At 72.0% G+C, this 13173-nt stretch carries 13 protein-coding genes and 2 tRNA genes; 8 read left to right on the top strand and 7 right to left on the bottom strand.

Annotated elements, in window-relative coordinates:
• Positions 1 to 168 precede the first annotated feature (168 nt).
• Positions 169 to 615, bottom strand: coding sequence for a MarR family winged helix-turn-helix transcriptional regulator (locus FJ658_RS08145; RefSeq protein WP_141144893.1), 447 nt, complete (start codon positions 613 to 615; stop codon positions 169 to 171).
• Between the two features lie 59 nt (positions 616 to 674).
• On the opposite strand from FJ658_RS08145, the gene FJ658_RS08150 reads away from it, so the two are divergent.
• Positions 675 to 1043: a VOC family protein gene (locus FJ658_RS08150; protein ID WP_141144894.1), complete on the top strand. Its 369-nt coding sequence runs from the start codon at positions 675 to 677 to the stop codon at positions 1041 to 1043.
• Positions 1044 to 1087: 44 nt separating this feature from the next.
• Here the strand turns inward: FJ658_RS08150 and FJ658_RS08155 are convergent, their stop codons facing one another.
• Positions 1088 to 2038 (bottom strand): cytochrome b/b6 domain-containing protein, encoded by a 951-nt coding sequence (locus FJ658_RS08155; RefSeq protein ID WP_255447636.1) that lies wholly within the window; start codon positions 2036 to 2038, stop codon positions 1088 to 1090.
• Between the two features lie 196 nt (positions 2039 to 2234).
• Here FJ658_RS08155 and deoC point away from each other — a divergent pair, with 196 nt between their 5' ends.
• The 5 genes from deoC (at position 2235) to FJ658_RS08180 (ending at position 6939) form a co-directional block, all read left to right on the top strand.
• Positions 2235 to 3242, top strand: coding sequence for a deoxyribose-phosphate aldolase (deoC, locus tag FJ658_RS08160; protein ID WP_141144896.1), 1008 nt, complete (start codon positions 2235 to 2237; stop codon positions 3240 to 3242).
• Positions 3243 to 3288: 46 nt separating this feature from the next.
• Positions 3289 to 4899 carry an aldehyde dehydrogenase family protein gene (locus FJ658_RS08165; RefSeq protein ID WP_141144897.1) on the top strand — a complete coding sequence of 537 codons (1611 nt, stop codon included), beginning with the start codon at positions 3289 to 3291 and terminating at the stop codon, positions 4897 to 4899.
• Positions 4896 to 5756: an aldehyde dehydrogenase gene (locus FJ658_RS08170; protein ID WP_141144898.1), complete on the top strand. Its 861-nt coding sequence runs from the start codon at positions 4896 to 4898 to the stop codon at positions 5754 to 5756. Before FJ658_RS08165 ends, FJ658_RS08170 begins: the two co-directional genes overlap by 4 nt.
• Before the next feature lie 176 nt (positions 5757 to 5932).
• Positions 5933 to 6004, top strand: a tRNA-Gln gene (locus FJ658_RS08175).
• Between the two features lie 122 nt (positions 6005 to 6126).
• Positions 6127 to 6939 carry a sulfite exporter TauE/SafE family protein gene (locus FJ658_RS08180; RefSeq protein WP_141144899.1) on the top strand — a complete coding sequence of 271 codons (813 nt, stop codon included), beginning with the start codon at positions 6127 to 6129 and terminating at the stop codon, positions 6937 to 6939.
• Positions 6940 to 6994: 55 nt separating this feature from the next.
• Here the strand turns inward: FJ658_RS08180 and FJ658_RS08185 are convergent, their stop codons facing one another.
• From FJ658_RS08185 to FJ658_RS08195, 3 genes are all read right to left on the bottom strand, one after another.
• Entirely contained in the window at positions 6995 to 7933 is a 939-nt protein-coding gene (locus tag FJ658_RS08185) for a hypothetical protein (protein WP_141144900.1), read from the bottom strand.
• Positions 7934 to 8018: 85 nt separating this feature from the next.
• Complete coding sequence (locus FJ658_RS08190) at positions 8019 to 8654, bottom strand: MBL fold metallo-hydrolase (protein ID WP_141144901.1); 636 nt, start codon at positions 8652 to 8654, stop codon at positions 8019 to 8021.
• 53 nt (positions 8655 to 8707) lie between these two features.
• A complete protein-coding gene (locus FJ658_RS08195; RefSeq protein WP_141144902.1) occupies positions 8708 to 10021 on the bottom strand; it encodes a hypothetical protein in 1314 nt (437 codons plus the stop codon).
• Between the two features lie 89 nt (positions 10022 to 10110).
• Here FJ658_RS08195 and FJ658_RS08200 point away from each other — a divergent pair, with 89 nt between their 5' ends.
• Positions 10111 to 11037, top strand: a complete 927-nt coding sequence (locus FJ658_RS08200) for a diacylglycerol kinase family protein (protein WP_141144903.1) — start codon at positions 10111 to 10113, stop codon at positions 11035 to 11037.
• A 12-nt stretch (positions 11038 to 11049) separates the two neighbouring features.
• Here FJ658_RS08200 and FJ658_RS08205 read toward each other — a convergent pair whose 3' ends face one another.
• Positions 11050 to 11856 carry an alpha/beta fold hydrolase gene (locus tag FJ658_RS08205; RefSeq protein ID WP_141144904.1) on the bottom strand — a complete coding sequence of 269 codons (807 nt, stop codon included), beginning with the start codon at positions 11854 to 11856 and terminating at the stop codon, positions 11050 to 11052.
• Positions 11857 to 12025: 169 nt separating this feature from the next.
• Between FJ658_RS08205 and FJ658_RS08210 the strand changes: the two genes are divergently transcribed.
• Positions 12026 to 12101, top strand: a tRNA-Glu gene (locus tag FJ658_RS08210).
• A gap of 156 nt (positions 12102 to 12257) precedes the next feature.
• Here FJ658_RS08210 and FJ658_RS08215 read toward each other — a convergent pair.
• Positions 12258 to 13013, bottom strand: a complete 756-nt coding sequence (locus tag FJ658_RS08215) for a TIGR00645 family protein (protein ID WP_141144905.1) — start codon at positions 13011 to 13013, stop codon at positions 12258 to 12260.
• Positions 13014 to 13173 lie beyond the last annotated feature (160 nt).

Raw genomic sequence — 13173 nt, forward strand, 5'->3', positions numbered from 1 at the left:
ACCTCGTGGGAGAGTAGGACACCGCCGGACTTCTTTCAGAAGAAGCCCACCCGCAAGCCGGGTGGGCTTCTTCTGTTTAATCAGCGCGCGCTGGGATTCATCGGCCTCCGCGGAGCGGGCTCTGGGAGCCGCGGGCCGCGAGCCGCGAGCCGCGAGCCGCGAGCCGATTCAGCGGACGCGAAGCGCCACGATCATGCTCCGCAGTGCGCGGAGTGCGCTCTCGCGTTGCTCGTCGCCTAGGCTGCCGAGCATCCGCAGTTCCACCGCACGGACCGCGGCGCTCGCCTCCATCAGGGCGGCGCGACCGGAGTCGGTCAGCTGCGCCGGCTGGGTCTTGCCGACGTGCGCGTCCGTGGGCCGGGTGACGGCGCCGGCGCGCTCGAGCGACTGCAGCAGCACGTTCATCGACTGCCGGGTGACGAAGGCGCCGCGCGCGAGCTCGGAGTTCGACATCCCGGGGCGCTGCGCGAGCAGTTCGAGGCACGAGTAATGCGTGATCGTCATGCCGAGGGGGCGCAGGGCGTCCTCCATCGCGGCCCGCAGCGCGCTCGAGGCCTCCTTGAGTGCGTAGCCGAGCGAGTTCTCGAGGTCGATTCCCGCATCCGCAGCGTTCATGTCAGGAGTCTGACATGACATGATTGTGTCAACTAACTGACACGAATCGAAGGAGCATCATGCCCGTCACCGGACCCGACTTCCTCTCCCTGCAGGTGCGTGACCTCGACGCCGCGCAGGCTTTCTACGAGAAGTACCTCGGCCTCGTGCGCTCGCCGGCCGGGCCGCCGCATGCGGTGGTCTTCGCGACGCAGCCGATCGCGTTCGCCTTGCGCGACCTGACCCCGGGTACCGACCTCGACGCCGTCGCGCAGCCTGGCATCGGCGCCGCCATCTGGATGCACGCGAACGACGTGCAGAGCATCCACGACGCCCTGGTCGCCGACGGGCACATGATCGTCACCGCCCCGTTCGACGGCCCGTTCGGTCGCACCTTCGCCTTCGTCGACCTCGACGGCTACCAGGTGACGCTGCACGACCGCGCCTGAGGGCGTGAGTGCGTGACGGAGTGAGAGCGCGGCGCGGGAGGCCGTCAGGGCTTCTTCGGCGCCGGCATCTCGCGCACGGTGCCGGTGCGCTTCGCGATCGCGATGACGCGTCCCGGTCCGAGCAGGAACCAGGCGCCGACGACCAGCAGCAGTGACACGACGAAGACGATCAGCCCGACGGCGTCGTCGGCGTCGCGGGCGGCGTACATCGTGTTGAGGTTGCGCAGCGCCCCCGTCGTCATCACGAGCCCGACGTGCACGATCGTGAACGCGACGAAGTACCAGAGCACGAGAGCGTGCACCCGGCGGGCGAACAGATCGCCGAGGATGCCGGTCGCCCGCTTCCAGCTCGCCGGCCAGCCGGGCGAGAGGCGCAGGCCGGTCAGCAGCGCCAGCGGCGCGGCCAGGAACACCGTCGCGAAGTAGCTGAGCTGCTGCAGGCTGTTGTAGTTCGTCCAGCCGTGGTGCGCTGGCCAGTCGAGCGAGAGGTACTGCACGCCCGCCGACAAGGCGTTCGGCACCACATCCCAGCTCAGCGGCACGACGCGCATCCACTGGCCCGTCGCGAAGAGCAGCACGACGAAGACGAGGCCGTTCAGCACGAACAGCGAGTCGACGACCAGGTGCCACCAGACATGGATGCTGAGGCGCCCCGGCTTGCCTTTGAGTTTCGGGAAGCGCTCCGGGTCGCGGGTCCAGAACGCGGGAGGTCGCTGCTTCGCGCGGATGCGGAGCCCCGACGTCACGATGAACAGCAGGAAGAAGGCGTTGAGCCCGTGCGACCAGTTGAGCCAGGCCGGGAATCCGACCGGGGTGCCGGCGGCGGGCTCGACCTCGCCGGGGAACGCGGAGAGGAACGACGCGCCGGCGTCGGTGCCGCGCCACCAGCGCGCCACGACGATCGCGACGATCAGCACGACGAGCGCCGCCGCGGCCGTGATCACGACCGTGCGGACCGGCCAGCCGAGAACACGGCGGGGCTCGGGGTGACTCACGCCCCCGAATCTACCGGGCCGCGCGGGCTCTCCCGATCCGATCAGGGCTTCCGGCGTCGCCGGCCGTCGGTGTCGCCGCCCGGCGGGGTCGGCGACTCGCGCGTCGCCGGCCCATGGCATCCTGGAAGGCGGAGGCCGCGCTGCCGCGGCTCCGCACCGAGCGGCACACCACCGCTCGAAGAGAGGGAGAGCATCCATGACCCTGGAGCGAGCCGTCGCCCCCGCGCAGCGGGCGGTCGACATCCTCGGCGGCGACGTCAGCGAATCGGCCCTGAAGGGCTACCTCGAGGGCCTGCCCGGTGTGGATGCGGTGGGCCTCGAGCAGCGGGCCGCCGGCCTCGGCACCCGCTCGATCAAGACCAGCTCGAAGGCGTGGGCGCTCGACCGCATCATCGAGCTCATCGACCTGACGACGCTCGAGGGCGCCGACACCCCGGGCAAGGTGCGCTCGCTCGTCGCGAAGGCGCTGGTGCCCGACGCGAGCGACCTGACGACGCCGCGCGTCGCCGCGGTGTGCGTGTACGGCGACATGGTGCCGCACGCGGTCGAGGCGCTCGGCGCCGCGCACGGCGACCCCGACCAGGGACTCGTGAGCGTCGCGGCGGTGGCGACGGCGTTCCCGAGCGGCCGCGCATCCCGTGCGGTGAAGCTGGCCGACACCCGGGATGCGGTGGCCGCGGGCGCCGACGAGATCGACATGGTCATCGATCGCGGTGCGTTCCTCTCGGGGCGCTGGGGCCAGGTCTTCGACGAGATCGTCGCGGTGAAGGACGCCTGCCGCAAGGCGGACGGCGGCTACGCGCACCTCAAGGTGATCCTCGAGACCGGCGAGCTCAACACCTACGACAACGTGCGCCGCGCCTCCGTGCTGGCGATCCTCGCGGGCGGCGACTTCATCAAGACCTCGACCGGCAAGGTCAGCCCGGCGGCGACGCTGCCGGTCACGCTGCTCATGCTCGAGACCGTGCGCGACTGGCACCGCTGGACGGGCGAGAAGATCGGCGTGAAGCCGGCCGGCGGCATCCGCACCTCGAAGGATGCGATCAAGTACCTCGTGACGGTCGCCGAGACGCTGGGGGAGGAGTGGCTGGTGCCGCACCTGTTCCGCTACGGGGCGTCGTCGCTGCTGAACGACGTGCTGCTGCAGCGGCAGAAGCTCACGACGGGCCGCTACAGCGGGCCGAGCTACGTGACGATCGACTGACCGGCTCGCGACGACGCGACGACTGACGACGCAGAACAGGAACACCATGAGCTTTCTCGAATACGCCCCGGCGCCGGAGTCGACGTCGGTCCTGAAGCTGAAAGACGCCTACGGCCTCTTCATCGACGGCGAGTTCGTCGGCGGCGGCGGCGCCGCCTTCGACACGATCTCGCCGGCGACGGGCCGACGCATCGCGACCGTCGCGACGGCGGATGCGGGCGACATCGACCGCGCGGTCGCCGCCGCCCGGCGCGCCTACGACGGCACCTGGTCGCGCCTCAGCGGGCGCGACCGCGGCAAGTACCTGTTCCGCATCGCGCGGCTCGTGCAGGAGCGCGCCCGCGAGCTCGCGGTGGCCGAGAGCCTCGACAACGGCAAGCCGATCAAGGAGACCCGCGACTTCGACATCCCGACCGTCGCGGCCTGGTTCTTCTACTACGCGGGCTGGGCCGACAAGCTCGACCACGCGGGCCTCGGGCCGGCGCCGCGCTCGCTCGGCGTGGCCGCGCAGGTGATCCCGTGGAACTTCCCGCTGATGATGCTGGCCTGGAAGATCGCGCCGGCTCTCGCCGCGGGCAACACGGTCGTGATCAAGCCGGCCGAGACGACGCCGCTGACGGCGCTGATCTTCGCCGAGATCCTGCAGCAGGCCGACCTGCCGGCGGGTGTCGTCAACATCGTCACGGGTGCGGGTGAGACCGGCGCGGCTCTGGTCGCGCATCCCGGTGTCGACAAGGTCGCCTTCACCGGCTCGACCGCCGTCGGCAAGCGCATCGCCCAGACGATCGCCGGCCAGGGCAAGAAGCTCACGCTCGAGCTCGGCGGCAAGGGCGCGAACATCGTCTTCGACGACGCGCCGCTCGAGCAGGCGATCGAGGGCATCGTCAACGGCATCTTCTTCAACCAGGGGCAGGTGTGCTGCGCGGGCAGCCGCCTGCTCGTGCAGGAGAGCGTGCACGACGAGGTCGTCGAGCGACTGCGCGAGCGGATGCGCACGCTGCGCGTCGGCGACCCGCTCGACAAGAACACCGACGTCGGCGCGATCAACTCGGCCGAGCAGCTGCAGCGCATCACGGCGCTGACCGAGGCGGGGATCGCCGAGGGCGCCGAGGCGTGGAGCCCCGACTGCGAGCTGCCGAGCGAGGGATTCTGGTTCCGCCCGACGCTGCTGACCAACGTCGCGACCTCGAACACGGTCGCCCGTGACGAGATCTTCGGACCCGTGCTGTCGATCCTGACCTTCCGCACGCCCGCCGAGGCGGTCGCGAAGGCGAACAACTCGCCCTACGGTCTCTCGGCAGGGATCTGGAGCGAGAAGGGATCGCGCACCCTGGCGCTCGCCGACAAGCTCAAGGCCGGCGTGATCTGGTCGAACACCTTCAACAAGTTCGACCCGGCGTCGCCGTTCGGCGGCTACAAGGAGTCGGGCTACGGCCGCGAGGGCGGCCGCCAGGGCATCGGCGCCTACCTGCAGGCGGCGGATGCTCCGGCTCCGGCGCGGTCGCAGGCGGCGCTGGATGCGGCATCCGGCGCGACCACGACGGCCCGGCCCGCGGTGAAGCGCGCGGCGAAGGCGGTCGCGAAGACCGTGACCAAGCCGGCCGCGAAGGCCGCCGCCAAGCCCGCGAAGACCTCGACTCGGAAGGCCGCGAAGTGACCCGTCTCACCGTGCCCAAGACCTACAAGCTCTACCTCGGCGGCAAGTTCCCGCGCAGCGAGTCGGGCCGCACTTACGAGGTCGCGACGCCGGCGGGGGAGTTCCTCGCCAACGCCTCGCTCGCCTCGCGGAAAGACGCGCGGGATGCGGTTGTCGCCGCGCGCGGCGCGACCGGCGGCTGGGCCGGTGCGACCGCCTACAACCGCGGCCAGGTGCTCTACCGGGTCGCCGAGGTGCTCGAGGGCCGTCACGCGCAGTTCGTCGACGAGATCGTCGCGCAGGAGGGCGTCTCGCGCGCCGCGGCGACGGCGCAGGTCGACGAGGCCATCGACCGGTGGGTCTGGTACGCGGGCTGGTGCGACAAGTACGCCCAGGTCGCCGGCAACGCCAACCCGGTCGCCGGCCCGTACTTCAACATCTCGGCGCCCGAGCCGACGGGCGTCGTCGCCGTGATCGCCCCGCAGGACTCGTCGCTGCTCGGCCTGGTCAGCGCGGTCGCCCCGGCCCTCGTGACCGGCAACACGGTCGTCGTCGTGGCGAGCGAGCGCTTCCCGCTCTCGGCGATCAGCCTGGGCGAGGTGCTCGCGACGAGCGACGTGCCCGGCGGCGTCGTCAACGTGCTGACGGGCTCGCCGGCCGAGATCGCGCCGTGGCTCGCCTCTCACCAGGACGTGGATGCGCTCGACCTGGTCGGCGCGGGCGAGCTCGACTGGCCCGCGCTCGAGCAGGCGGCCGCCGAGAGCGTCACGCGCGTCTCCTGGCCCGAGCAGGGTCCGGATGCGGCGACGCCGTCGATCGAGCGGATCCGCGCGTTCACCGAGACGAAGACCGTGTGGCACACAAAGTCGCTGCTCTGAGTCGCTGACCTGCCGCGCCGCCGGCCTGGGCTGCAGGCCTGGCCTGCCGGCCTGCGCTGCCGGTCAGGCTGGACCGGTGCCGTCCCCGCCGACGCGCCCGGGCATCCGGCCCGTGGTCGGCGGCGGCTCCGGCGTAGGGTAAAGTGATTCCTCGGCCCGGCTTGTTCCGGATGCCTTGGGGTATGGTGTAATTGGCAACACGGCGGTTTCTGGTACCGTTGTTCTTGGTTCGAGTCCAGGTACCCCAGCAAGTTCCAGCTCGAAGATCACGGCCCCGACGGGGCCGTTTTTCTTTGCCCGGATTCCGGTCCGGCATCCGACATCGGCGGCGTGCCCGCGCGAGGCGGTCGCGTCTGCCAGGCTGGTGATGATGTCGCCCGTGACCCCCGAGACTGCCGCGGTGTCGCCCGCGCGCCGCTGGATCGGCCTCCTGGCCGTCGGCCTGATCGGCGGTTTCCTGTCGGGGCTGTTCGGCGTCGGCGGCGGGATCGTCATGGTGCCGCTGCTCACGACCGTGCTCTGCTTCGACCAGCGCCGCGCGGCCGCGACCTCGCTCGCGGCGATCGTGCCGACCGCGATCGCGGGCACGATCAGCTACGGGATCGGCGGGCAGGTGCAGCTCGTCGGCGCCGCGCTGATCGGCGTCGGCGGCATCGTCGGCGCGCAGCTCGGCTCGCGACTGCTGCGCCGTCTGCCGCTCGGCTGGCTGCGCTGGCTCTTCGTGGCTCTCCTGGCGGTCGTCGCCGTGCGCACCCTGCTCGAGGTGCCCGCCCGCGGCGGCGAGCTCGCGATCACCCCGTTCAGCGCGCTCGGGCTGATCGCCGTCGGGCTCGTGATGGGCATCGCCTCGGGTCTCTTCGGCATCGGCGGCGGCATCCTGGTCGTGCCGGTGCTGATCGCGCTGTTCGGCGCGAACGACCTGCTGGCCAAAGGCACCTCGCTCGCGGCGATGATCCTCACCGCGCTGTCGGGCACGATCGCGAACGTGCGGGCGCACCTGGTGCGCCCGGTCGACGGGCTCGTCGTGGGCGTCGCCGCGGTGGCAGCGTCGTTCCCCGGCGTCGCACTCGCCTTCGGACTGCCGCCTCTCGTCGCGAACCTGCTGTTCGCGGTGCTCGTCGCCGTGTCGGCGGCGCAGATCGTGATCGCGGCGCTGCGCGATCGGCGTCGACGCCGATCCTGAGGCGCGACGTCGACCGGGGGTCGACCGGCGACGTCGCCGGCTCGTCAGCGGGCCGTCAGCCGACGGTGACCGCGTCGAAGCCCGACGCGATCCGCACGGCCAGCGAGTCGGGCGCGTCCGTCGAGTAGGCGAGGCGGAAGGTCGCGCTCTCGCCGGGCTCGACGACGCCGGTGCGGCCGGCGCTGAGGCCGAGGGCGCTGTCGATGATCGGCGTCGTCGCGGCGCCGCCCGCCGAGGCCGAGATGACCAGGTCGAGCTCGGTGCTCTTCGAGCCGGTGTTCGTCGCCGTGACGGTCACGACGCGCTGCGCCGACTGCTCGTCGCCGCTCGCGCGCCGCGAGGGCTCGAACTCCGCCGGGGCCGACACGGTGACGTCGAAGTCGCCCACGTGCACGGTCTGCCCGAAGACGGGCGCGGCCGGGGCGTCGGCGCCCGCGCCGGCATCGGTGATCGAGGCGGCGCTGCGTCCGGTGTCGGCGAGGGCCGCATCCGCCGCGATCGGCGCCGAGGTGTAGCCGAAGATCGCCGCGAGCGCGATCGCCGAGAACGAGAGGGTCGCGCCGAACAGGGCGACGGCCTCGCCGCGTCCGCGTCGGCGCGAGAGCACGATGAGGCCCGCGATGATGCCGACGAAGCCGGCGCCGGCCGCGACGTAGGTCGCGCCCTGCATCGCCGAGAACGCGGCGGCCGCGATGCCCAGTGTGAGCGAGAGCGTCGCGAAGACGATCGCGGCCGGTCCGTTGGAGCGGGCGTCGGAGTCGGAGACCGCGTCGGCGAGAGCGGAGCCGTCGGCCGGCGTGAGCGGCGCATCCGGGGTCGACCCGAGCACCAGACCCGCCGCGCCGCCGTTCGCGTGCGCGAGGGCCGAGACGGGCGCGGCCTCGCCGGGCAGGGTCGCACCGCTGGGCACCACGACAGCCGGCCGCGCCGGTTCGAGCACCGACGCGACGACGGCGTCCACCACGGATGCCAGGGTCGGGTCGGATGCGCTCACGGTGACACAGTGCGCCTCGCGCGCGGGGTATGAGCAGTCCCAGTTCGAGTGTGCCCCGTTGGGGGGCGCGTGCCGCGGGCCCGGGTTACAGGTCGATCGACTCGCCCGGCTGCAGCACGAACGACTCGCCGCCGACCTGCTTCGTCATGCCGGCCAGGCGGTCCTGTGCGAGCGCATTGCCGGCCTGGGAGTAGATCATCTCGTGGATGGGAAAGGTGCGCTTCGGCTTCACCTCGAGCACGTAGTCCATGAACTCGGCCATCTTCAGCCACGGCGCGCTGACCGGCACCGCCAGGGTGTCGATCTCGACCTCGGGCACCGTGAACGAGTCGCCCGGATGGAACAGGGTGCCGTCGACCAGCACCGCGACGTTGTCGATCTGCGGGATCGACGAGTGGATGATCGCGTGCCGCCCGCCGTGGAAGCTCAGCTCGAACGGCCCGACCTGGGCGACGTCGCCCGGCTTCGCGATGATCACGTCGAAGCCGGTCGCCTGCTCGGCCACGGCCGTCGTGGAGTAGACCGGCGCATCCGGGTTCAGCTCGAGCACCCGCTCGACCTGCTGCTGCGTCCAGTGGTCGGGGTGCTCGTGCGTGATGACGATGCCGACGACCCCCGGCAGATCGAAGAGCGGGGTCGTGAAGTTGCCGGGATCGATCACGAGCTTCTCGCCGTGCTTCTCGAGGACCAGGCAGGAGTGCTCGAACTTCGTCAGCTTCATGCGGTGACGCTATCGCCCGGCGCCGACGCCCGTGCGGCGGGCACGTCGGGCGCTCAGGTTCGGCGCGCCCCGGGGCGCGCGCCGCGCATCCACCGGTCGAGGTCGAGGGCGACGACGCGGCGGCGCCACGGCCACTCGCTGTGCGTCCACAGGCGGTGGCGCGCGCGGTCGACCGCGATGTCTTCGGGGCCCGACGGCAGCACCTCGCGATGACGTTCGAAGCCCGTGTCGGGGGAGCCGACCCAGAGGTCTCCGCGGCGGCGGTCGCCGTTGGTCGAGGTGAGCATCCAGGTGCCGTCGACGACGACCGCGCCCTGCAGCCCGCGCAGACCCGAGGCGTGCACCTCGTCGATCGGGATGCGGTCGGGCTCGTCGCCGGCGTCGCCGCCGCAGCCGTCGAGCAGGGCGGCGTCGTCGAGGGGGAGGCGCAGCAGGCGCCCGCCGGCCTCGGTGTTCGAGAACTCGCCCGCGACGAGGTGGGCGCGGCCCTCGCCGGCATCGCTGCTGCTGCTGTCGCTGCTGCCGCCGCCCGAGCTCCCGCCGCTCTCGAGCGAGAGGAACGAGAAGCGCAGCCGCCCGCGCGCGCCGAGCGACGCGTAGGAACGATGCTGAGGCAGCACCAGGCGGTGGCCGTAGGTCTCGCGCCGCGCGGTCTCGGCGTCGAGCAGCAGCAGATCGCCCAGCCGGAACTCGCGGATGCCGCCGCCCGATGCCGCGACGAGCAGCCGGTCGCCGGTCCAGGCGATGCCGCCGGCGTGCACCTCGACCGAGGAGATGCGGGATGTGGCTGCGGCCGGCTCGGCGGGCGCGGCGGCCGAGCCCGCGCCGTGCACGGCATCCGGTTCGGCGTCGATGCCGTCGCTCGTCGCCTCGACGAGCAGCACGTGCCAGTAGCGCGGTCGCCGCGCGCGCAGGTCGATCACGCTCACGCGGGCGCCCTGGCTCGTGCCGCGGCGCTGCTGCGCGAACCAGCTGACCAGCAGCACGTCGCCGCGCACCGGACGAACCTCGATGCCCTGCGGCCACCAGCGCTGACTCGCGTCGTCGACGAGGCTCCAGCGCAGCGTCTGCACGGCGGCGGGCGCCTGCGAGCGGATGCGCGACATGCGCCGGGGCCGCGGGATGCGCGCCGCGCCGGATACGGAAGTCGAGCCGCGGGCGGGGTGGTGCTCGCCGAGGCCCGGGCGGCGCTCGCCGAGGTCGCGCAGTGCGCGCAGCATCCCGGCGAGCTGGCCGGCAGGCCCCGCGTCGCGGCGGCCTTCGCGCAGCAGCCCGTCCATCCCGAGGCGCACGTGGCTCGCGATGAGGCGCTCGCGTGCGGCCTCGTCGACGCCGCTGCGCCGGAGCCCGTGCCGTTCGCTCGCCACGCCCCGAGCCTAAGCGCGCCTTCCCGCGCCCCGCACTGGGGGAGCGCGGCGCCGCCGGAGCGCCGCGGCCGTCTGCCATGATGCGAGGCATGTCTCGCGAGGATGCCCGCCCGCGCCGCGTGATCGTGGCGATCAACCCGAGCGCCTCGTTCGGCGCGAAGTCGACGGTCGGCCCCGCCCTGGTGCAGACGCTGCGCGCCTCGGGGCACGACGTGACCTCGCTGACCGAGCCCGACTTCGAGCAGCTGATCGCCTCGGCCGAGCGCGCGATCCGCTCGAAGCCCGACGCCTTCGTCGTGGTCGGCGGCGACGGCATGGTCAACCTGGCCGCGAACCTGCTGGCGCGCACGAAGGTGCCCATGGGACTCGTGCCCTCGGGAACCGGCAACGACATGGCGCGCGGACTCGGCATCCCGCACGACGACACCGAGGCGGCCATCCGGCACCTGGATGCGGCGCTGCGCCGCCCGCCGCGCACGATCGACGCGGCCGTGATGCGCTTCGCCGACGCGAAGACCGGCGCCGCGACCGAGAAGTGGTTCGCGTGCATGCTCAGCGCCGGCTTCGACGCGATCGTCAACGAGCGCGCCAACCACCTGCGCCACCCGAAGGGCGCGAGCCGCTACATCCTGGCGATGCTGATCGAGCTGCTGAAACTGAAGCCGATCAGCTATCGGCTCGAGATCGACGGGCGCGTGCTCGAGACGCCGGCGAGCCTCGTCGCGATCGGCAACGCGATCTCGCTCGGCGGCGGCATGAAGCTCACGCCCGACGCGAAGGTCGACGACGGGATGCTCGACGTCGCGGTCGTACAGCCGCTCTCGCGCCTCGGCTTCCTCAAGCTCTTCCCCTCGGTGTTCAAGGGCACGCACGTGCGCGACAAGCGCGTCGCGATCTACCCCGCCAAGCGGGTGCGCATCGAGGCGGATGTGGTGGCCTACGCCGACGGGGAGCGCGTCGCCCCGCTGCCCATCGACGTCGAGGTCGTGCCCGGCGCCCTGCGCGTGCTCGCCTAGACGGGGCCCGGCTCACTCCGCGCGCAGCGCCGCCAGCAGGTCGGCGAGCGCCTCGGGGTCGGCGCGGTGGTTCAGGAAGCGCGGCTCGATCACGAGGCGGTGCTGGGGCATGAGCGTCGCGAGACGATCGGCGGCGGCGATGAGCACCGGGAAGGTCTGCTCGCCGCGCACGATCACCGCCGGCACGCCGACGTTCAGCATCTCGGGCGTCGGCACGGCGAAGGTCAGCGCGATCGTCGCGTCGTAGACGGTCGACTGGGCCATCGGCAGCAGCGCCTCGAACATCGGCGACTGTCGGATCTGCTCGATCATCTCGTCGGGCAGGCCGACGCCCTCGCGCTGGAACGTCACCACCGCATCCCCGGGCTCGCCGGCGTCGACGAACGCCTGCAGGCGCTCGGGCAGGTCGGCGGCGAAGGGGTTCTCGAACAGGAACGGCGGCTCCGACAGCACGAGCCGCGAGATGGGCGCACCGGCGGCAGCTGCGGCCAACGCGAGGATCGCGCCCGACGAGTGCCCGACGACGGTCGCGGTCTCGGAGGTGTCGCTGCCGGAGCCGAGCGCGCCGATCACCGCGATCAGGTCGTCGATCTCGCGGTCGGGGGAGTAGGGCGCGGTGTCTCCGCTGTCGCCCCGCGAGCGCCGGTCGAAGGTCGCGACGCGGAAGCCGCGGTCGGCGGCGCGGGCGGCGATCTCCGCTCCGTCGGCGCCGCGCGAGAACGCGCCGCCCACGATGACGAGGGGATGCCCCTCGCCGACGATCTGCACCGCGAGGGGCGTGCCGTCGGCCGACGTGACGGCGGTGGTCTCTGCGCTCATGAGGCCATGACAGCACTGACCGCCGACAGGGGGAAGGGGCGGATGCGCGCGGCCGCGGACGCGCCTCGTCAGGCCAGCGATGGCGGCCGACACGCCGACGAGCGGCGGCGGCTCCGCTCGATTTGGAATGCCGTCAGCGCCTGTGTCATACTCGTCCAGTTGTCGTGACGGCCCCATCGTATAGTGGCCTAGTACGCCGCCCTCTCACGGCGGTAACGCGGGTTCGAATCCCGCTGGGGTCACCAGCCGTTGAAGCCCTCGATCAGGTTCTGATCGGGGGCTTTCGCCTTGTCTGCGCACCCGCATGACACGCAGCTCAGACAGACGAGAAGCCCCGCTCCGAGCATCCGGAGCGGGGCTTCGTCGTATCAGCGCGAGGACAGCGCGAGGTCAGCGCGAGGTCAGTGCGACCCCGGCGCACCGGGGGTCGAGCCGCCGGCGCCGGCCGCACCCGCGATCCCCGCCGCACCGAGCGCGACGCCCGCGGCGCCGACCTCGGGCGCCGGTCCGGGCACCGAGATGGTGCCGCCGTCGGCGGTCGGGATCGAGTGCTTGAGCGACCATTTGTCGATGAGCGCGAGCGCGATCGCCGAGACGATGAAGGTCAGGTGGATCATGACCTGCCAGAACACGCCCTCGCTCGTGTAGTTCTCGCCGGTGACCGAGTCGCTCGAGGCGCCGGGCGCCCCGAGGTCGCCGACCTCGATGAAGGTCTTGAGCAGGTGGATCGACGAGATGCCGATGATCGCCATGGCGAGCTTGACCTTGAGCACGTTCGCGTTGACGTGCGACAGCCACTCGGGCTGGTCGGGGTGGCCGTCGAGGTCGATGCGCGAGACGAAGGTCTCGTAGCCGCCGATGATGACCATGATCAGCAGGTTCGCGATCATGACCACGTCGATGAGGCCGAGCACGCCGAGCATGATCGTCGCCTCCTCGATGTGCAGAGGATCGTGGATGACCTCCTCGGCGAGGTGCCAGAGCTCGACGATGAAGACGATCACGTAGATGAGCTGAGCGATGATCAGGCCGATGTAGAGCGGGGCCTGCAGCCAGCGGCTGAAGAAGATGAAGTAGCCGATCGCGGTCGCGGCGCGTCCGCGGGCGGCGGGCGGGACGGAGTACGACGGGGTCGAGTCGGGGCGCGGCGCGGTCATGGGGGCCTCAGGTCTCCTGGCTGGTCGGCGGGGGCATTAGGATATGTCCCGCGAGAGGGAGTATCCCGAACATCCGCTTCCGTCAGGACGGGCGCCGACGACGTCGCCCCGGGACCGGACGCATCCACTGCACCGATCGGCCACGCGGCCGTGACCAGCA

The sequence above is a fragment of the Schumannella sp. 10F1B-5-1 genome, assembly GCF_006517535.1.
GTDB lineage: Bacteria > Actinomycetota > Actinomycetes > Actinomycetales > Microbacteriaceae > Schumannella.